Origin of the sequence: Streptomyces bluensis (genome assembly GCF_014650715.1) — a bacterium.
GTDB classification, from domain to species: domain Bacteria; phylum Actinomycetota; class Actinomycetes; order Streptomycetales; family Streptomycetaceae; genus Streptomyces; species Streptomyces bluensis.
Window position 1 is genome coordinate 142426 of record NZ_BMVM01000012.1, and the last position, 19279, is coordinate 161704.

Consider the following 19279-nt stretch of genomic DNA (forward strand, 5'->3'; position numbering starts at 1 on the left):
ATTACGATTCGTTTACTGATTGTTGAGATATCCCGCCGCTGTACGCCGTGACCCACGGCCGCGACCCGACCCCGCCCGAGAGCGGGGACCACCTGTTCCGCGACCGCGCCGCCCCGGAGGAGACGGGAACCATGTCAGCCTGCGTCCCCACCCGCGCCGAAGACCCGACTCGGGCCAAGCGCACCCATCCGCCCCACAGCCCCCCGCCGGGCCCACACCGTCCGTTCCGCATCGCGAGCGCCGACGTCTCCGCGTCACTCGCGGTCTTCCTGATCGCCCTTCCCTTGTCCCTCGGCATCGCCCTCGCCACGGGCGCGCCCCTCCAGGCCGGCCTGGTCGCCGCCGCCGTCGGCGGCCTCGTCGCCGGACGTCTCGGCGGCTCACCGCTCCAGGTCAGCGGTCCCGCCGCCGGCCTCACCGTCGTCACCGCCGAGCTCATCCAGCAATACGGCTGGCGGGCCACCTGCGCCATCACCATCGCCGCCGGACTCGCCCAGCTCGGCCTGGGCTGCCTGCGCGTGGCCCGCACGGCGCTCGCCGTCAGCCCCGCGATCGTGCACGGCATGCTCGCCGGCATCGGCATCACCATCGCCGTCGCCCAGCTGCACATCGTGCTCGGCGGGACCCCGCAGAGCGCCGTCCTCGACAACCTCCGCGCGCTGCCCGCCCAGCTGGCACAGCTGCGTCCGGCCGCCCTGTCTATAAGCGCGCTGACCCTCGCCGTGCTGCTCGCATGGCCGCGGATTCCCGGGCGCGCCGGGCAGGCGCTGCGCCGGGTCCCGGCCGCACTCGTCGCCGTCACCCTGGCCACCGCGGCAGCCTCCCTGGCAGGACTGAGCCTGCCCAAGGTCGACCTGCCGTCCTGGCGCAGCCACGCCCTGGCCGGAATGCCCGAAGGATCGGCGCTCGGTCTGGTCGCCGCGGTCCTCACCATCACACTGGTGTGCAGCGTGCAGTCACTGCTCGGTGCCGTCGCCGTGGACAAGCTGGCGGCGGGGCGGCCGGGCGTGCCCCGCTCGGACCTGGACCGTGAGCTGCTCGGCCAGGGTGCGGCCAACGTCGTCTCGGGAGCGCTCGGCGGGCTGCCCATCGCCGGGGTCGCCGTACGGAGTTCGGCGAACGTGCACTCCGGCGCCGTGAGCCGGAACTCCACAATGCTGCATGGCGTTTGGGTAGTAGTAGCCACGCTGCTGATGGTCCCCGTCCTTGAGCTGATCCCCCTCGCATCGCTCGCCGCCCTGGTGATGGCCGTCGGCATCCAGATGGTGTCCCTGCACCACATCCGCACGGTCACCCGCCACCGAGAGGCGCTGGTGTACGCCGTCACCACGCTCGGCGTCGTCGTCCTGGGCGTCCTGGAGGGCGTGGCCCTGGGCATCGCCGTGGCCGTCGGCGTCTCCCTGCACCGCCTCGCCCGCACCCGCATCACACACGTCGAGACAGAGGGGGTCCACTACGTACGTGTACGCGGCCAGTTGACGTTCCTCGCGGTGCCCCGGCTCAGCCGGGCCCTCCACCTGGTGCCCCACGGGACCGAAGCCGTCGTGGAGCTGGACGGCTCGTTCATGGACCACGCGGCGTTCGAGACGCTGCAGGACTGGCAGAACACACACACCGCACAGGGCGGCTCCGTCGAGCTCACCGGGCGCGCGGGCACCCGTATCGCGGAACCCGCCGAGATCTCCGGATGCCGGTGCCGCCCCTGGACGCCCTGGCGCAACCACCACTGCCAGGACCCGGGAACCGTGGCACCGGGTGACCGGACAGGTGAAGACACCGGCGGTTCCGGCCGGCCCAGCGGGCAGCAGCTGGCGCGCGGCATCAGCGCCTTCCAGCGGAACACCGCCCCACTGGTGCGCGATGAGCTGGCCCGGCTCGCGCGCGAAGGACAGCGGCCCTCGCAGTTGTTCCTCACCTGCGCGGACTCACGGCTCGTCACGTCGATGATCACCTCCAGTGGACCCGGCGACCTCTTCGTCGTCCGCAATGTGGGGAACCTCGTCCCCCTGCCCGGCGAGGAGAGCGGGGACGACTCGGTGGCCGCGGCGATCGAGTACGCGGTGGACGTACTGAAGGTGCGGTCCATCACGGTGTGCGGGCACTCCGGCTGCGGAGCGATGCAGGCACTGCTGAAAACGGAGCCCGGGGGCACCCGGACGCCGCTCAAGCGGTGGCTGCGGCACGGACGGCCCAGTCTGGAGCGCGCGGCGGACATAAGCCGTCCCGGCGCGCGGCTGGCCGGGCGGGCACCCGCCGACGCGGTCGAGCAGCTCTGCCTGACCAATGTGGTCCAGCAGTTGGAGCACCTCCGGGCGCACGAATCCGTGGCGCAGGCCCTGAAGGAGAGAACGCTGGAGCTGCACGGGATGTACTTCCACGTGGGCGAGGCACAGGCGTATCTGCTGACCGGCACGGACGGGACGGAGGTGTTCGACCACGTGGACGCGTCCGAGAACGCGAGCGTGGTGGAGGATCTGCACCGTTCCGCGTGACCCCGAGAGGACGCGACGCCCAGGGAGAAGGCTTGCCCGGGCCCGACGACGGGACGAACCCGCGCACCGCATTGCGGCCGCCCGAACCGACCACCCCGGCCGGCACACCCAGCCGGTCACCCCGGCCGACCACCCCGGCCGACCACCCCGGTCGGCAGACACCAGTCGGCTGACCCCGGCAACGTCGCTTCGCCCCCTCCCCTGCCCAGCACGAGGCCGGTCCCACCCCGGCAGGTGAACCCCGCACACGCGCCGTCCGTGAGCATGGGTGGCACCCGCCGGGGAGCCACCCGCCCACAGGTCTAAACCAATTCACCGGACGGCCCTTGTCATCGAGGGTCCGGGTCTGATGAGCTGTGGCCTGGGACACAACGGACACCCTGGGAAAGGGAGATGTCGTGAGCAACGAATCCTTGGCCAACCTGCTCAAGGAAGAGCGCAGGTTCGCGCCCCCCGCCGACCTGGCCGCGAACGCCAACGTCACCGCGGAGGCGTATGAACAGGCCAAGGCTGACAGGCTCGGCTTCTGGGCCGAGCAGGCCCGCAGGCTGACCTGGGCCAAGGAGCCGACCGAGATCCTTGACTGGTCGAATCCGCCGTTCGCGAAGTGGTTCGAGGACGGCAAGCTCAACGTGGCGTACAACTGCGTGGACCGGCACGTCGAGGCCGGGCACGGCGACCGCGTCGCCCTCCACTTCGAGGGCGAACCCGGCGACAGCCGCGCCATCACCTACGCCGAGCTCAAGGACGAGGTCTCCAAGGCCGCGAACGCGCTGCTGGAGCTGGGCGTTCAGGCCGGCGACCGGGTCGCCGTCTACATGCCGATGATCCCCGAGACGGCGATCGCGATGCTCGCCTGCGCCCGCGTCGGCGCCGCGCACTCCGTGGTCTTCGGCGGCTTCTCCGCGGACGCGCTCGCGACCCGTATCCAGGACGCCGACGCCCGGGTCGTCATCACCTCCGACGGCGGCTACCGCCGCGGCAAGCCCTCCGCGCTCAAGCCCGCGGTCGACGACGCCGTCGACCGCGTGGACAACGTGGAGCACGTCCTCGTCGTCCGCCGCACGGGCCAGGAGGTCGCCTGGACCGAGGGCCGCGACGTGTGGTGGCACGAGATCGTGGAGCGCCAGTCCGCCGAGCACACACCCGAGGCGTTCGACGCCGAACACCCGCTCTTCATCCTCTACACCTCGGGCACGACGGGTAAGCCGAAGGGCATCCTGCACACCTCCGGCGGCTACCTCACCCAGACGGCGTACACGCACCACGCCGTCTTCGACCTGAAGCCCGAAACGGACGTGTACTGGTGCACGGCCGACGTCGGCTGGGTGACCGGCCACTCGTACATCGTGTACGGGCCGCTGGCGAACGGCGCGACGCAGGTCATGTACGAGGGCACGCCGGACACCCCGCACCAGGGCCGCTTCTGGGAGATCGTGCAGAAGTACGGCGTCACCATCCTCTACACGGCGCCGACGGCGATCCGTACGTTCATGAAGTGGGGCGACGACATCCCCGCGAAGTTCGACCTGTCCTCCCTGCGCGTGCTGGGCTCGGTCGGTGAGCCGATCAACCCCGAGGCATGGATCTGGTACCGCAAGAACATCGGCGCGGACAGGACGCCGGTCGTGGACACCTGGTGGCAGACCGAGACGGGCTCGATGATGATCTCCCCGCTGCCCGGTGTCACCGAGACCAAGCCCGGCTCCGCGCAGACGCCGCTGCCCGGCATCTCCGCGACCGTCGTAGACGACGAGGCGAACGAGGTGCCCAACGGCGGCGGTGGCTACCTGGTCCTCACCGAACCGTGGCCGTCGATGCTGCGCACCATCTGGGGCGACGACCAGCGGTTCATCGACACCTACTGGTCACGTTTCGAGGGCAAGTACTTCGCCGGGGACGGCGCCAAGAAGGACGACGACGGGGACGTCTGGCTCCTCGGGCGCGTCGACGACGTCATGCTCGTCTCCGGCCACAACATCTCCACCACCGAGGTGGAGTCGGCGCTGGTGTCCCACCCGTCGGTCGCGGAGGCGGCCGTGGTCGGCGCCGCCGACGAGACCACGGGGCAGGCGATCGTGGCGTTCGTGATCCTGCGCGGCACCGCGGCGGAGACCGAGGACCTGGTGGCCGAACTGCGCAACCACGTGGGCACGACCCTCGGCCCCATCGCCAAGCCGAAGCGGATTCTGCCGGTCGCGGAGCTGCCCAAGACCCGCTCCGGGAAGATCATGCGGCGGCTGCTGCGTGACGTGGCGGAGAACCGGCAGCTCGGAGACGTCACGACGCTGACGGACTCGACGGTGATGGACCTGATCCAGGCCAAGCTGCCGGCAGCACCGAGCGAGGACTGACCACGGGCGGCGACTGAGCACGGCCGAGGACTGCCACGAGGACTGCCCATGGCCGGCGGCTGAGCACGGCCGACGGCGGGCAGGTTCGTACGGTCCTGAAAGGGGCACCCGGCGGCACAGCGGGTGCCCCTTTCGCGTCCCCGGCGCCCGCGCTCGACGTGCGGGATCACCTGGCCCGGGGGCGCATGGATGGGTTCCCGCACAGTTAGGTAAAGTAAGAAGCCCGTCAACAACACGAAAAGATGCTGAAGGTGCGCCGGGAAGTCTGGTCGGCAGGTGATTCGTCCTGCCCACCGACCGGAGGTCCCCGCCATGCCCGCCCCCCGCACCACCACCAGCGCCCGTAAGTTCCTCGGCCGTCTCTCGCTGCCCGAGCGGAACTTCGTCGCGGACGCGCTACGGACGGAGACGGTCGGCGGTGTGCTGCTCCTGGCAGCGGCGGTCGTCGCGCTGATCTGGGCGAACGTGCCTGCCCTGCACAGCAGTTACGAAGCCGTGCGCGACTTCCACATCGGGCCGGGCTCTCTCGGCCTCGACCTCTCCATCGAGCACTGGGCGGCCGACGGACTGCTCGCGGTCTTCTTCTTCGTCGCGGGCATCGAACTCAAACGCGAACTGGTGGCCGGTGACCTGCGGGACCCGAAAGCGGCCCTGCTCCCCGTCGTCGCCGCGCTCTGCGGGATGGCCGTGCCCGCGCTCGTCTACACGGTCACGAACGTCATCGGCGGCGGCTCGCTCGTCGGCTGGGCCGTGCCCACCGCCACCGACATCGCCTTCGCACTCGCCGTCCTCGCCGTCATCGGGACCTCCCTGCCCTCCGCCCTGCGCGCCTTCCTGCTCACGCTCGCCGTCGTCGACGACCTGTTCGCGATCCTGATCATCGCCGTCTTCTTCACCTCCGACATCAACTTCGTCGCGCTCGCCGGCGCCGTCGTCGGCCTCATCGTCTTCTGGCTGCTCATCAGGAAGGGCATACGCGGCTGGTACGTGTACGTACCGCTCGCGCTCGTCATCTGGGGGCTGATGTACAACAGCGGCATCCACGCCACCATCGCCGGTGTCGCCATGGGTCTGATGCTGCGCTGCACAAGGCGCGAGGGCGAGTCCCGCTCCCCCGGCGAGTCCATCGAGCACCTCGTACGCCCTCTCTCGGCGGGCCTCGCCGTGCCGTTGTTCGCCCTGTTCAGCGCGGGTGTCGCGGTCTCCGGCAGCGCGCTCGGCGAGGTGTTCACCCAGCCCGAGACGCTCGGTATCGTCCTCGGACTCGTCGTCGGCAAGGCGCTCGGCATCTTCGGGGGCACCTGGCTGACGGCCCGTTTCACCAGGGCCTCGCTCAGTGAGGATCTCTCCTGGCCGGACGTCTTCGCGGTCGCCACGCTGGCCGGCATCGGCTTCACCGTCTCGCTGCTCATCGGTGAACTCGCCTTCGAAGGCACTCCGGAGCTCACCGACAAGGCCAAGGCCTCCGTGCTCGTCGGCTCCCTCATCGCGGCCATGCTGGCGACCGTGCTACTGAAGGTGCGGAACGCCAAGTACCGCGCCCTGTACGAGGCGGAGGAGCGCGACGAGGACCTCGACGGCATCCCCGACATCTACGAACAGGACAACCCCGCCTACCACCTGCGTATGGCCGAGATCTACGAGCGCAAGGCCGCCGAGCACCGGAGGCTTGCCGAAGTCTCGGGCGGGGCAAGCGAGGGGGACGACGGTCCGGCATGATCTGACAGGACCGCACAAAACCGCAGGCACCCCCAGACCGTACGAAGGACCGCACGCGCGGCGAACGGCCCGTTCCGTACGGCGGTCCCACAGCCCCGGGGAGGCCGAGGACGCAAGTGAGGGAGACTTCGATGAGCGCACCCGACGGCAGCCCGGTCGGCGCCGAACGCAGCATCGGCCAACTGTTCGCCACGGCGACCACCGAGATGTCCGCGCTGGTGCACGACGAGATCGCGCTGGCCAAGGCCCAGCTCAAGCACGACGTCAAGCGCGGCGCGATGGGCGGCGGGGCGTTCGCGGCGGCCGGCGCGGTGCTGCTCTTCTCCCTGCCGATGCTGAACTTCGCCCTCGCGTACGGCATCCGGACCTGGAGCGGCTGGAACCTCGCGGTCTGCTTCCTGCTGTCGTTCGCGGCCAACGTGCTGGTCGCCGGACTCCTCGCACTGATCGGTGTCGCCTTCGCCAAGAAGGCCAAGAAGGGACAGGGCCCGCAGAAGGTCGCCTCCTCCATGAAGGAGACCGCGGGTGTCCTGCAGAACGCCAAGCCGCACCCCCGTCGGCCCAGCCAGGCCGACGCCCCCGTCGAGGCTGTGGCACGCTCGTCCTCATGACGGACCCCGCCACCCCTTCGGACACCCCGGCATCCTCGGCGTCCTCGGCCTCCTCGGCGTCTTCCGAGGTCCCGGCCTCCCCGCCGGCCGCGGCCTCCGGGACCTCCGCCGCGCCGCCCGCCTCAGTCGTACGGCTGGACGTGCCCGGCGCGAAGGTGGCGCACCGGGACGTCGCGGCCAACGGCGCGCGCTTCCACATCGCCGAGCTGGGTGACGGACCGCTGGTCCTGCTGCTGCACGGTTTCCCGCAGTTCTGGTGGACGTGGCGGCATCAGCTGGTCGCCCTCGCCGATGCCGGCTACCGGGCCGTGGCGATGGATCTGCGGGGCGTCGGCGGCAGCGACCGTACGCCCCGCGGCTACGACCCCGCCAACCTGGCCCTCGACATCACCGGAGTCGTGCGGTCCCTCGGGGAGCCCGACGCCGCGCTGGTCGGCCACGACCTCGGCGGCTACCTGGCGTGGACGGCCGCCGTGATGCGCCCCAAGCTCGTACGGCGGCTCGCGGTCGCCTCGATGCCGCACCCCAGGCGCTGGCGCTCGGCCATGCTGTCGGACGTCAAGCAGACGGCCGCCGGCTCCTACATCTGGGGCTTCCAGCGGCCCTGGATCCCCGAGCGGCAGCTCACCGCCGACGACGGAGCCCTGGTGGGCCGGCTGGTGCGGGACTGGTCGGGGCCGCGGCTGCCGGACGACGAGACCGTGGAGACGTACCAGCGCGCCATGTGCATCCCGTCGACGGCGCACTGCTCGATCGAGCCGTACCGGTGGATGGTCCGCTCGATGGCCCGCCCGGACGGCATCCAGTTCAACCGCCGTATGAAGCGCCCGGTGCGCGTGCCCACCCTGCACCTGCACGGCTCGCTGGACCCCGTGTTGCGCACCCGGAGCGCGGCCGGCTCCGGAGAGTACGTCGAGGCCCCGTACCGCTGGCGTCTGTTCGACGGTCTGGGGCACTTCCCGCACGAGGAGGACCCGGTCGCGTTCTCGACCGAACTGATCAACTGGCTGAAGGATCCCGAACCCGATCGGTGACCGTCCGGATGCGTCCTGTACCCGGACGGCACCCGGATGGGAACACCTGCCCCACACAGGTCCCCCGAAGGCCCCACGAACGTTTTACGAAGTTCCTGTGAACGGCCACATGCCTGGCGCATAGGCCAATTGGGGGGCTTGGGGGCGGTTATCGACCTTGGGGCAGGGGCAGAGGACGGGGTATGGGCTGGACGCACGACTACAGTGACGCAGCACGCAACCGCCGCCCCGCCGCGGGCCTGAGCTCCCGTCAGGGAGGTGGTCCGCAGCTTTCGGGCGCGGACTCCCGGCTGGGCATTCCACACATTCTGCGCCGCCGGGCCCGCTGGGTCTCGGCGCGGCTGCGCCACGCGCGCGCCTGAGCCGTTCCGCCGTCGGTCGGCCCTGGAGAGCGCACCAGCTGTAGCTAGCTAGAGGCGCAGCTGCCGCTAGAGGGCAGTTCTCGCTAGAGGGCGGCTGTCGCTAGAGAGCGCAGCTGTCACTGCCCACCTGCTGGTTGGCCGCTCGGCCTCTGGTGATGTCCTCCTGGACCTCGTCCACGGTCAGCGCGTACCCGGTCTCGGGGTCGTCGAGGGACTTCGCGAAGACCACGCCGTACACCTTGCCGTCGGGCGTGAGCAGCGGGCCGCCGGAGTTGCCCTGGCGGACGGTCGCGTACAGCGAGTACACGTCACGGCTGACGGTGCCGCGGTGATAGATGTCCGGGCCGTTGGCGGTGATGCGGCCCCGCACCCGCGCGGGGCGCACGTCGTACGCGCCGTTCTCCGGGAAGCCCGCCACGATCGCGCTGTCGCCGGTGGCGGCGTCCTCGGGCGAGAACTGCAGCGCCGGCGCGTTCAGGTTCGGCACGTCCAGTACGGCGATGTCGCGCTCCCAGTCGTAGAGGACGACCGTGGCGTCGTACCTGCGGCCCTCGCCCCCTATCTGGACGGTGGGCTCGTCGACGCCGCCGACCACGTGCGCGTTGGTCATCACGCGGCGCCGGCCGAAGACGAACCCGGTGCCTTCGAGGACCTTGCCGCAGCTCTCGGCGGTGCCCATGACCTTGACGATGGACTTCTTGGCCTGCTGGGCGACCGCGCTGTTCGCCAGCCTCGGGTCGGGGGGCTGGACCTCGGGGATCTTCTCGTTCGAGAACGGGCTGAAGACCTGTGGGAAGCCGTTCTGCGCGAGGACCGAGGAGAAGTCCGCGAACCAGGTGTCGGCCTGGTCGGGGAGGGTGCTCGACACACCGTGGAGCACCCTGGAGTTGCGCACCTCCTTGCCCAGCGTCGGCAGCGTCGTCCCCGCGAGCGCGGAACCGATCAGCCAGGCGACCAGGAGCATCGCCACCACGTTGACAAAAGCGCCCCCGGTGGCGTCGAGGGCGCGGGCCGGGGACCAGGTGATGTAGCGGCGGAGTCTGCTGCCCCAGTGGGTGGTCAGGGCCTGGCCGACCGAGGCGCAGACGATGACGACGATCACCGCGACAACGGCGGCGGTCGTACTTACCTCCGCGTCGTCGGTCAGCGCGTCCCAGACGACCGGGAGCAGATAGACCGCGGCGAGGCCGCCACCGAGGAAGCCGATCACCGAGAGGACGCCGACGACGAAGCCCTGGCGGTAGCCCACGATCGCGAACCACACGGCGGCGACCAGCAACAGGATGTCCAGCACGTTCACTGCTTCAAGCCTCGCCTCGTCACCTTGCGGTCGCCAATCCCCGGCCGGGCGACGGGGCCACCCCGCAGTGGCACACGGGCACGGCGTCCCCCGGAAAAACACAGCACGGCTGTCACCCTGTCATGCGCGCCAGTCGAGCGGGACCTGCTTGTCCCGGTCCCAAGGCCGCTCCCAGCCCGCGAAGTGCAGCAGACGGTCGATGATTCCGGCCGTGAATCCCCACACCAGGGCCGATTCGACCAGGAATGCCGGGCCTCTGTGACCGCTGGGGTGGATGGCGGTGGCGCGGTTGCCGGGGTCCGTGAGATCCGCCACGGGGACGGTGAAGACACGGGCCGTCTCGTTCGGATCGACGACATCCACCGGGCTCGGCACTCGCCACCAGCCCAGCACGGGAGTGACCACGAAGCCGCTCACCGGGATGTACAGCCTGGGCAGCACGCCGAACAGCTGGACGCCGCTCGGGTCGAGCCCGGTCTCCTCCTCGGCCTCGCGGAGAGCCGCCCGCAGCGGCCCGTCGGCCTTGGGGTCGCCGTCCTCGGGGTCCAGGGCGCCTCCGGGGAAGGAGGGCTGGCCCGCGTGCGACCGCAGCGAGCTCGCCCGCTCCATGAGCAGCAGCTCGGGCCCGCGCTCTCCCTCGCCGAACAGGATGAGCACGGCGGACTGCCGGCCCTCGCCGTTCGCCGGCGGGAGGAATCTGCTCAGCTGCGGTGGCTCCACCGTCTCGGCGGCGTGGGCCACCGGGTCCAGCCAGCCGGGCAGGCCGTCCTTGCTCAGCACCAGCCGCCCGTCGTGCGTGTTGCTCGCGTGCGTCATCGCCACCCCCGTCGCTCTGCCGATCCCAACGCGCACGCCACGGCAGATCGTTCCGCGGGTCCCTCGTGTGGGTGTCGCGCCGTACGGGCGCCGCGGGGGCTTCCTGCCGTGCGGGCGCCGTACGGCCTTCCAGCCGTGCGGGCGCCGGTCGGGTGTCCTGGCGTATGGGCGCCGTACGGCCTTCCAGCCGTGCGGGCGCCGGTCGGGTGTCCTGGCGTATGGGCGCCGTACGGCCTTCCAGCCGTGCGGGCGCCGTGTGGGTGTCCTGCTGTGCCGGCTGTCATCCGGCCCCCAGCGGGGGTGCCGGGATGCCGCCGGCGTCCAGGTACGCCTGCGGGGGCTTGAGGCGCTGGCCCGGGAAGCCGCCCTTCTCGTACTTCAGGAGCTTCTTCGCCTTCTCCGGGTCCGTCTCGCCCTCGCCGTACGCCGGGCAGAGCGGGGCGATGGGGCAGGCGCCGCACGCGGGCTTGCGGGCGTGGCAGATACGGCGGCCGTGGAAGATCACGTGGTGCGAGAGCATCGTCCACTCGGTCTTCGGGAAGAGCGCGCCGACGGCCGCCTCGATCTTGTCCGGCTCGGTCTCCTCGGTCCACTTCCAGCGCCGGACCAGACGCTGGAAGTGCGTGTCCACCGTGATCCCGGGTCGCCCGAAGGCGTTGCCGAGCACGACGAAGGCGGTCTTCCGGCCGACGCCGGGCAGTTTGACCAGGTCCTCCAGCCGCCCGGGCACCTCCCCGCCGAAGTCCTCCACCAAGGCCTTCGACAGTCCCATGACCGACTTGGTCTTGGCCCGGAAGAAGCCGCACGGCCGCAGGATCTCCTCGACCTCCTCGGGGTTGGCCGCGGCAAGGTCCTCGGGCGTCGGGTACTTCGCGAAGAGCGCCGGCGTCGTCTGGTTCACGCGCAGGTCGGTGGTCTGGGCCGACAGGACCGTGGCCACAATCAGCTGGAAGGGGTTCTCGAAGTCCAGCTCCGGGTGGGCGTACGGGTACGCCTCGGCGAGCTCGCGGTTGATACGGCGGGCCCGGCGGACGAGCGCGGTGCGCGACTCGGTCTTCGGGGGCTTCGGGGGCTTCTTGTCCCCGGCCTTGCCGCCCGGTCCCTCCTTGACGGCGGGCTCGGAGTTCGAAGGAGCAGCCTTCTTGGACGGGGCGGCTCTTCCAGCCGGAGTGATTCTTCCGGCTGGAGCGGCTTTCCCGGCCGGAGCGGCCTTCTTCGGGGCCGACTTCCGGACAGGCTTCCCTCCTGGCTCCTCGGCAGCGGCCGACCTCGCGGCCGCACCCGCTTCTGCCGCCTTTGTCGCTTTCTTCGCTTCCGCGGGGACCTGTTCGCCCACAGCGGAATCGCGCCGTGCAACCACCCGTCCAGCTCCCTTGACCTGTGCTCTCACCGGCGATTTGGACACCCGGCCAGCCTAAAGCCAGGCACCGACATCTGCCCCTGACCCAGAAGACCGGCCGGCAATTGGACCCCTGCCGGACACGTGGGCACACCTGTACGGCATCCTTGTGACAGATCACACTGTTTGGACCGTCGGGCAATATGGGGAGCACGGTCCCCTGGTACCACGGGGAGCAAGATCCCCTGAGCAGGTCGACAAGGAGAGAACTCGTGGACGACGTTCTGCGGCGCAATCCGCTCTTCGCCGCGCTCGACGACGAGCAGGCCGCGGAGCTTCGCGCCTCCATGAGTGAGGTGACCCTCGCGCGCGGTGACGCCCTGTTCCATGAGGGCGACCCCGGTGACCGCCTGTACGTGGTCACGGAGGGCAAGGTCAAGCTTCATCGCACGTCCCCGGACGGCCGGGAGAACATGCTGGCCGTCGTGGGCCCCAGTGAGCTCATCGGCGAACTGTCGCTGTTCGACCCGGGCCCGCGTACGGCGACGGCCACCGCACTGACCGAGGTCAAGCTGCTCGGCCTGGGCCACGGCGACCTCCAGCCCTGGCTGAACGCCCGCCCGGAGGTGGCCGGCGCCCTGCTGCGCGCGGTCGCCCGCCGACTGCGCAAGACCAACGACCAGATGTCCGACCTGGTCTTCTCGGATGTCCCCGGCCGCGTGGCCCGCGCGCTCCTGGACCTCTCGCGTCGCTTCGGCGTGCAGTCCGAGGAAGGCATCCACGTGGTGCACGACCTCACGCAGGAAGAGCTCGCCCAGCTCGTCGGCGCCTCCCGTGAGACGGTCAACAAGGCCCTCGCGGACTTCGCCGGCCGTGGCTGGCTGCGTCTGGAGGCCCGCGCGGTGATCCTCCTGGACGTCGAGCGCCTCGCCAAGCGTTCCCGCTGACTTCCGGCACACCGACGGGGTCCCGCTCCCTGGAGCGGGGCCTCATTCACAGTGATCACGTGGCCGGAACTGAGCACTCCAGAGCCCCCAGAGGGCTCGACCCGCAGGGCTGCATCGAACGCGAGGGATCCCTCGGGCGGATCCCCCAGGCGTTCCGTCCCGTCGTCGCCACCGCGCGAGACCGGATCCTCGACGCCTTCGGCACCCGCCTGCACAGCGCGTACCTCTACGGCTCGGTCCCCCGCGGCACCGCGCGCGTGGGGCGCAGCGACCTGGACCTCCTCGTCGCCCTCCGCCAGGAACCCACGGAGGCGGACCGCGCGGAGGCCCGTGCCCTCGATGAGGCGCTCGACCTGGAGTTCCCGCAGATCGACGGCTCCGGCACCCTGCTGCACAGCCGTACGCGGCTGCTGAGTGCCCTGGAGAGGTACGACCTGGGTTGGTTCGTCGCCTGCCTCTGCACGCCTCTCCTGGGCGAAGACCTCGCCCAGTACCTGCCCCGCTACCGCCCGGACTCGCTCCTCGCGCGCGAGACCAACGGCGATCTCACCCTGCGCCTTCAGCGGTGGCGCAAACGGATCGAGGAAGTGACCGGTGGCGCGTCCGGCGACGCGGCCACCGAGAAAGCCCGGCGCTCCCTCGTCCGTGGCGTCTCCCGCCACCTCGTCCGCACAGGCTTCACCCTGGTCATGCCCCGTTGGAACGGCTGGACCAGCGACCTGCACGCTATGGCCGAGGTGTTCGGGCAGTACTACCCGGAGCGCGCCGGGCAGATGCGGTCGGCGGCGGTCGCGGCGTACGAGCCGGGGCCCGACCCGGCCGTCCTGCGCTGCTACGTGGACGACCTCGGCCCGTGGCTCGCCGAGGAGTACGCGCGCGTGCACGGCGTCAAGGCAGCGCGCCCCTGAGGCGGCAGCGGCCCGGCGTCAGATCAGGCCGTGCTCCGTCAGGTAGTCCAGCTGCGCCCGTACCGACAGTTCGGCCGCCGGCCACAGTGACCGGTCCACATCCGCGTACACGTGGGCCACGAGCTCGGCCGCCGTGCGGTAGCCGTCCTCGACCGCCGTCTCGATCTGGGCGAGCCGGTGGGCGCGATGGGCGAGATAGAACTCGACGGCGCCCTGGGCGTCGTCGAGGACGGGGCCGTGGCCGGGGAGGACGGTGTGGACGCCGTCGTCGACGGTCAGTGACCGGAGCCGCCGCAGGGAGTCGAGATAGTCCCCGAGACGGCCGTCCGGGTGGGCCACGACCGTCGTTCCGCGGCCCAGGATGGTGTCACCCGTCAGGACCGCCCGATCGGCCGGGAGATGGAAGCACAGCGAGTCGGCGGTGTGCCCGGGTGTGGGGACGACCCGCAGCTCAAGCCCGCCGACGGTCACCACGTCGCCCGCGCCCAGCCCCTCGTCCCCGAGCCGCAGTGCCGGGTCGAGCGCGCGCACCGTGGTTCCCGTGAGCTCGGCGAACCGCGCCGCGCCCTCCGCGTGGTCGGGGTGCCCGTGCGTGAGCAGCGTCAGCGCGAACCGTTTTCCGGCCCTCTCCGCCGTGTCGACGACGTTCCGCAGGTGTCCGTCGTCCAGCGGCCCCGGGTCGACGACGACCGCCAGTTCGGAGTCGGGCTCGGACAGGATCCAGGTGTTCGTGCCGTCGAGGGTCATCGGGGACGCGTTGGGCGCGAGCACGTTGACGGCGCGCGGGGTGGCGGCGCCCGAGACGACCCCACCCCGTGGCTGGCCGGGAAGTGCGGCGGCGTCCGTCATGCGGGGGCCTCTTCCAGGACGTGGCTCATCAGGACGTGACTCATGCGGGGGTTCGCCCCGTCGGGATGTGCTTGGTGAACTCGTCGTGACCGGGCCAGGAGAGGACGATCTCGCCGTCCTCCAGGCGGGCCCGTGCCAGGACCGCGGTCATGTCACGGCCGGGCGCGGCGGCCAGTGCCTCCGCGGCCGAGGCGTACGGGACGAGCTGGCGCAGGGTCGCGATGGTGGGCGGCATCATCAGCAGCTCACCCTTGTCGTACGCGTCGGCCGCGTCGCGGGGGCGGATCCACACGGTGCGGTCGGCCTCCGTGGAGGCGTTGCGGGTGCGCTGGCCCTTGGGGAGGGCGGCCACGAAGAACCAGGTGTCGTAGCGGCGGGGCTCGAACTCCGGGGTGATCCACCGGGTCCACACGCCGAGGAGGTCGGAACGCAGCACCAGGCCCCTGCGCTCCAGGAACTCCGCGAAGGACAGGTCGCGGGCGGCCACGGCCGCGCGGTCCGCCTCCCAGTCCTCCCCCGTCGTGTCGCCGACCACGGAGTCGGCGGTCGGGCCCGCGAGGAGGACACCCGCCTCCTCGTAGGTCTCGCGTACAGCCGCGCAGACGACGGCCTGGGCGCCGGCCTCGTCGACCCCCAGTCTGTCCGCCCACCACGCGCGCGTGGGGCCCGCCCAGCGGATGTGGCGTTCGTCGTCGCGGGGGTCCACACCACCGCCCGGGTACGCGTACGCGCCTCCGGCGAAGGCCATGGAGGCGCGTCTGCGCAGCATGTGCACCACGGGGGTGCCGTCGGTGTCCTTGAGCAGGATGACCGTGGCCGCCCTCTTGGGGACGACCGGGGTGAGCGTGCCCTCCGCCAGCGCGCGAATGCGTTCCGGCCACTCCGGTGGGTACCACTGACCGTTCGCCATGGCCGGAGGCTATCCCGTAGTGCGCTGATGTTCGAGAGGCAACAATCGGTTGCTCCTGGGGCGCGTACTACACGTTCTACGCGTCCTACGAACCGGTGCTCCTGGTCACGGATTTCCCGACAGGAACGGCTTTCCCGACAGGAACGGCGGCGCCGTACCGCGCCGGGCACCGCTGTCCCCGGAGCCGTCGCTCACCCCTCCGTCAGCTCCACCTGGATCTCGACCTCCACGGGCGCGTCCAGCGGAAGCACCGCCACGCCGACGGCGCTGCGGGCGTGGACGCCCTTGTCGCCGAGGACCGCGCCGAGCAGTTCACTGGCGCCGTTGAGGACGGCGGGCTGGCCCGTGAAGTCGGGGGCCGAGGCGACGAAGCCCACGACCTTCACCACGCGCGCGACGCGGTCGAGGTCACCGGCGACCGACTTGACCGCGGCGAGCGCGTTGAGCGCGCAGGTGCGTGCCAGGTCCTTGGCCTCCTCCTGGGTGACCTCCGCGCCGACCTTGCCGGTGACCGGCAGCTTGCCGTCCACCATGGGCAGCTGCCCGGCGGTGTACACGTACACGCCCGACCGCACGGCGGGCTGGTACGCGGCGAGCGGCGGCACGACCTCCGGCAGGCTCAGCCCGAGCTCGGCGAGCTTCGCCTCGACGGCACTCACGCCTGCTTCTCCCGCTTCAGGTAGGCCACCAGCTGCTCGGGGTTGTTCGGCCCGGGCACGACCTGGACGAGCTCCCAGCCGTCCTCGCCCCAGGTGTCCAGAATCTGCTTCGTGGCGTGGACGAGCAGCGGCACGGTTGCGTATTCCCACTTGGTCATGGGGCCGACTCTAGCCGTTGCGCAGCGGGGTTCATGCGGGGGTCGTACGGGGCTCATGGGGCCGACAGCAGCCGCGTTATCCACAGCCTCCCGCGTAGGCCGTACGCGGACTGGTTAGGCTCGAAGGCGTGAGCAGGCTCCAGGTCGTCAGCGGCAAGGGCGGTACCGGCAAGACCACGGTCGCCGCAGCACTCGCGCTCGCCCTCGCGACGGAGGGCAAGCGCACTCTCCTCGTCGAGGTGGAGGGCAGGCAGGGCATCGCGCAGGTCTTCGAGACGGAGGCGCTGCCGTACGAGGAGCGGAAGATCGCCGTGGCTCCGGGCGGTGGCGAGGTGTACGCGCTCGCGATCGATCCCGAACTGGCTCTTCTGGACTACCTCCAGATGTTCTACAAGCTGGGCGGTGCCGGCCGCGCCCTGAAGAAGCTGGGCGCCATCGACTTCGCCACCACCATCGCGCCGGGCCTCAGGGACGTGCTCCTGACCGGCAAGGCGTGCGAGGCGGTGCGCCGCAAGGACAGGAGCGGCCGGTTCCTGTACGACTACGTGGTGATGGACGCGCCGCCCACGGGCCGCATCACCCGCTTCCTCAACGTGAACGACGAGGTGGCGGGCCTGGCGAAGATCGGCCCGATACACAATCAGGCCCAGGCGGTGATGCGGGTCCTGAAGTCCCGCGAGACCGCCGTGCACCTGGTGGCGCTCCTGGAGGAGATGCCCGTCCAGGAGACCGTGGACGGCATCGCGGAGCTGCGCTCGGCCGGGCTGCCGTTGGGCCGGGTCATTGTGAACATGGTGCGTCCGGCCGTACTCGACGGCGACGACCTGGAGTTCCTGCGGGCCGCGTCCCGTCCGTCCATCGCCAGGTCGCTCTCGGCGGCCGGGCTCGGCGGAGCGCGGCGCGGTGGCCACGCCGAGCGGCTCGTGGAGCCGCTGCTGGAGCAGGCCGCCGAGTACGCCGAGCGCCACACCCTGGAGCACGAGCAGCGGGCCGTACTGCGGGAGCTGGCCCTGCCGCTGCACGAACTCCCGCTGCTCGTCGAGGGCATGGACCTGGCGGGCCTGTACGAACTGGCCACGGAACTGCGTCAGCAAGGGATCTCATGAGTCAGGACCCGGCCCCCACGCACAGCTTGGCCTCCACGCGCGACCCGGCCCACCCGCACGACCCCCATCGAGCGATCGCCTCCACCCGCGCCCTGGCGGTGGATCCACTGCTCGACGACCCGAAGACCCGCATCATGGTGTGCTGCGGGTCCGGAGGCGTCGGCAAGACGACGACGGCGGCGGCCCTGGGGCTGCGTGCCGCCGAGCGCGGCCGCAAGGTCGTGGTGCTCACCATCGACCCCGCGCGCAGGCTGGCGCAGGCCATGGGCATCGACTCGCTGGACAACGTGCCGCGCCGGGTGAAGGGCGTCGACGAGAGCACCGGCGGCGAACTGCACGCCATGATGCTCGACATGAAGCGCACCTTCGACGAGATCGTCGAGGCGCACGCGGACCCCGGGCGGGCGGCCGCCATCCTGGGCAATCCCTTCTACCAGTCGCTCTCGGCGGGCTTCGCGGGCACGCAGGAGTACATGGCGATGGAGAAGCTGGGGCAGCTGCGTGCCCGGGACGAGTGGGACCTGATCGTCGTCGACACGCCGCCGTCGCGCTCCGCGCTGGACTTCCTGGACGCCCCGAAGCGGCTGGGGTCGTTCCTGGACGGGAAGCTGATCCGGGTGCTGCTGGCGCCCGCGAAGATGGGCGGGCGTGCGGGGATGAAGTTCCTGAACGTCGGGATGTCGATGATGACGGGCGCCCTCGGGAAGCTTCTCGGGGGCCAGCTCCTGACGGACGTGCAGACCTTTGTGGCCGCCATGGACTCGATGTTCGGCGGGTTCCGCACGCGCGCGGACGCCACGTACAAGCTGCTGCAGGCGCCCGGTACGGCGTTCCTGGTGGTGGCGGCCCCGGAGCGGGACGCGCTGCGCGAGGCCGCGTACTTCGTGGAGCGACTGGCCGCCGAGGACATGCCGCTCGCCGGTCTGGTGCTCAACCGGGTCCACGGCAGCGGCGCCGCCCAACTGTCCGCCGAGCGCGCACTCGCCGCTGCGGAGAACCTCGATCTCGCGGCCGACCAGGCGGATCCTTCCACGACTGATCCCACCGCGGCCGCACCTTCCGCGGCCAATCCCACCGCGGCCGGTCCTTCCGCGTCTGGTCCCTCCGCGGCCGAGCCTTCCGTGTCTGATCCCCCTGCGGCCGATCCGGCCACAGCTGACCCGGCCACAGCTGACCTGGCCACAGTCGATCCGGCCTCAGCCGATCCAGCCAAGGGCGAGTCGGCCACGGCAGCCCCTGCCGATCCCGCCGCCGCGGAAAATCTTGCCGAGCCCCGCATTGTCGATCAGGTGGACGGGAAAGAAGGACTTCGTAACCCTCCCGACGCGTACGGCAGTTCAGCACCTCCCGCATCCGAGGGTCACGAGTCCGAGGTTCCCGCACCCGAAGCAGGCTCCCCCGCCGCAGACCGGGCCACCGCGGACCGGACGGACCGGACCGTCGACCAACTCACCGCAGGCCTCCTGAGACTGCACGCCGAGCGCATGCAGTTGCTCTCCCGCGAGCAGCGCACGCGCGACCGCTTCACCGCGCTCCACCCCGAGGTGGCCGTGGCCGAAGTGGGCGCACTGCCCGGCGACGTCCATGACCTCGCCGGCCTGCGGGACATCGGTGACCGGCTCGCGGCCATACGGCCGGAACTGCCCACGACCGACGCCTGAGTCGTCCGGACCTACAACCGGTACAGGAGGCCCGGGGCACCCAGCAGCCGGCGC

The 19279-nt window shown here is 71.1% G+C and carries 17 protein-coding genes; 10 read left to right on the plus strand and 7 right to left on the minus strand.

The window, feature by feature from the left end; all coding sequences use genetic code 11:
• Window positions 1–131: 131 nt before the first annotated feature.
• The 6 genes from IE262_RS26890 (at window position 132) to IE262_RS39700 (ending at window position 8572) form a co-directional block, all read left to right on the plus strand.
• Window positions 132–2492, plus strand: coding sequence for a SulP family inorganic anion transporter (locus IE262_RS26890; protein WP_189877445.1), 2361 nt, complete (start codon window positions 132–134; stop codon window positions 2490–2492).
• Between the two features lie 398 nt (window positions 2493–2890).
• Window positions 2891–4846, plus strand: coding sequence for an acetate--CoA ligase (gene acs / locus IE262_RS26895; protein WP_189877291.1), 1956 nt, complete (start codon window positions 2891–2893; stop codon window positions 4844–4846).
• A gap of 312 nt (window positions 4847–5158) precedes the next feature.
• Window positions 5159–6565, plus strand: coding sequence for a Na+/H+ antiporter NhaA (gene nhaA / locus IE262_RS26900; protein WP_189877293.1), 1407 nt, complete (start codon window positions 5159–5161; stop codon window positions 6563–6565).
• Window positions 6566–6696: 131 nt separating this feature from the next.
• Window positions 6697–7176 carry a phage holin family protein gene (locus IE262_RS26905; RefSeq protein ID WP_134034769.1) on the plus strand — a complete coding sequence of 160 codons (480 nt, stop codon included), beginning with the start codon at window positions 6697–6699 and terminating at the stop codon, window positions 7174–7176.
• The gene (locus IE262_RS26910; RefSeq protein WP_229877507.1) at window positions 7173–8210 is read left to right on the plus strand and encodes an alpha/beta fold hydrolase; all 1038 of its coding nucleotides are present in this window, start codon (window positions 7173–7175) and stop codon (window positions 8208–8210) included. Before IE262_RS26905 ends, IE262_RS26910 begins: the two co-directional genes overlap by 4 nt.
• Window positions 8211–8392: 182 nt before the next feature.
• Window positions 8393–8572: a hypothetical protein gene (locus tag IE262_RS39700; protein WP_229877508.1), complete on the plus strand. Its 180-nt coding sequence runs from the start codon at window positions 8393–8395 to the stop codon at window positions 8570–8572.
• Window positions 8573–8672: 100 nt separating this feature from the next.
• On the opposite strand, the gene IE262_RS26915 is transcribed toward IE262_RS39700, so the two are convergent.
• The 3 genes from IE262_RS26915 to nth form a co-directional block, all read right to left on the minus strand.
• Complete coding sequence (locus tag IE262_RS26915; protein ID WP_134034763.1) at window positions 8673–9872, minus strand: MarP family serine protease; 1200 nt, start codon at window positions 9870–9872, stop codon at window positions 8673–8675.
• A gap of 120 nt (window positions 9873–9992) precedes the next feature.
• Complete coding sequence (locus tag IE262_RS26920; protein ID WP_189877295.1) at window positions 9993–10688, minus strand: NUDIX hydrolase; 696 nt, start codon at window positions 10686–10688, stop codon at window positions 9993–9995.
• Between the two features lie 280 nt (window positions 10689–10968).
• Window positions 10969–12048 carry an endonuclease III gene (nth, locus tag IE262_RS26925; RefSeq protein WP_189877297.1) on the minus strand — a complete coding sequence of 360 codons (1080 nt, stop codon included), beginning with the start codon at window positions 12046–12048 and terminating at the stop codon, window positions 10969–10971.
• A 251-nt stretch (window positions 12049–12299) separates the two neighbouring features.
• Between nth and IE262_RS26930 the strand changes: the two genes are divergently transcribed.
• Window positions 12300–12974 (plus strand): Crp/Fnr family transcriptional regulator, encoded by a 675-nt coding sequence (locus IE262_RS26930; RefSeq protein ID WP_131558600.1) that lies wholly within the window; start codon window positions 12300–12302, stop codon window positions 12972–12974.
• A 59-nt stretch (window positions 12975–13033) separates the two neighbouring features.
• Entirely contained in the window at window positions 13034–13882 is an 849-nt protein-coding gene (locus tag IE262_RS26935; protein ID WP_189877299.1) for a nucleotidyltransferase domain-containing protein, read from the plus strand.
• An 18-nt stretch (window positions 13883–13900) separates the two neighbouring features.
• On the opposite strand, the gene IE262_RS26940 is transcribed toward IE262_RS26935, so the two are convergent.
• From IE262_RS26940 to sp36, 4 genes are all read right to left on the minus strand, one after another.
• Entirely contained in the window at window positions 13901–14731 is an 831-nt protein-coding gene (locus IE262_RS26940; RefSeq protein WP_189877301.1) for an MBL fold metallo-hydrolase, read from the minus strand.
• 40 nt (window positions 14732–14771) lie between these two features.
• Entirely contained in the window at window positions 14772–15641 is an 870-nt protein-coding gene (locus IE262_RS26945) for an NUDIX hydrolase (RefSeq protein ID WP_189877303.1), read from the minus strand.
• A gap of 191 nt (window positions 15642–15832) precedes the next feature.
• Complete coding sequence (locus IE262_RS26950; RefSeq protein WP_134034745.1) at window positions 15833–16300, minus strand: RidA family protein; 468 nt, start codon at window positions 16298–16300, stop codon at window positions 15833–15835.
• Window positions 16297–16458: a Sp36 family protein gene (gene sp36 / locus IE262_RS26955; protein ID WP_003975360.1), complete on the minus strand. Its 162-nt coding sequence runs from the start codon at window positions 16456–16458 to the stop codon at window positions 16297–16299. The genes IE262_RS26950 and sp36 overlap by 4 nt, the downstream gene beginning before the upstream one ends.
• Before the next feature lie 128 nt (window positions 16459–16586).
• Between sp36 and bagA the strand changes: the two genes are divergently transcribed.
• A complete protein-coding gene (gene bagA, locus IE262_RS26960; RefSeq protein WP_134034742.1) occupies window positions 16587–17564 on the plus strand; it encodes an ATPase BagA in 978 nt (325 codons plus the stop codon).
• Complete coding sequence (bagB, locus tag IE262_RS26965) at window positions 17561–19225, plus strand: ATPase BagB (RefSeq protein WP_229877509.1); 1665 nt, start codon at window positions 17561–17563, stop codon at window positions 19223–19225. The genes bagA and bagB overlap by 4 nt, the downstream gene beginning before the upstream one ends.
• The last annotated feature ends 54 nt before the right edge of the window (window positions 19226–19279 follow it).

What these genes read in the sequence shown, in the direction of transcription:
- IE262_RS26905 (WP_134034769.1), top strand. Translation starts at nt 6,697, where the DNA reads ATGAGCGCACCCGACGGCAGCCCGGTCGGCGCCGAACGCAGCATCGGC.
- sp36 (WP_003975360.1), bottom strand. Translation starts at nt 16,458, where the DNA reads ATGACCAAGTGGGAATACGCAACCGTGCCGCTGCTCGTCCACGCCACG.
- IE262_RS26940 (WP_189877301.1), bottom strand. Translation starts at nt 14,731, where the DNA reads ATGACGGACGCCGCCGCACTTCCCGGCCAGCCACGGGGTGGGGTCGTC.
- IE262_RS26945 (WP_189877303.1), bottom strand. Translation starts at nt 15,641, where the DNA reads ATGGCGAACGGTCAGTGGTACCCACCGGAGTGGCCGGAACGCATTCGC.
- nhaA (WP_189877293.1), top strand. Translation starts at nt 5,159, where the DNA reads ATGCCCGCCCCCCGCACCACCACCAGCGCCCGTAAGTTCCTCGGCCGT.
- IE262_RS26890 (WP_189877445.1), top strand. Translation starts at nt 132, where the DNA reads ATGTCAGCCTGCGTCCCCACCCGCGCCGAAGACCCGACTCGGGCCAAG.
- IE262_RS26910 (WP_229877507.1), top strand. Translation starts at nt 7,173, where the DNA reads ATGACGGACCCCGCCACCCCTTCGGACACCCCGGCATCCTCGGCGTCC.
- bagB (WP_229877509.1), top strand. Translation starts at nt 17,561, where the DNA reads ATGAGTCAGGACCCGGCCCCCACGCACAGCTTGGCCTCCACGCGCGAC.
- IE262_RS26920 (WP_189877295.1), bottom strand. Translation starts at nt 10,688, where the DNA reads ATGACGCACGCGAGCAACACGCACGACGGGCGGCTGGTGCTGAGCAAG.
- IE262_RS39700 (WP_229877508.1), top strand. Translation starts at nt 8,393, where the DNA reads ATGGGCTGGACGCACGACTACAGTGACGCAGCACGCAACCGCCGCCCC.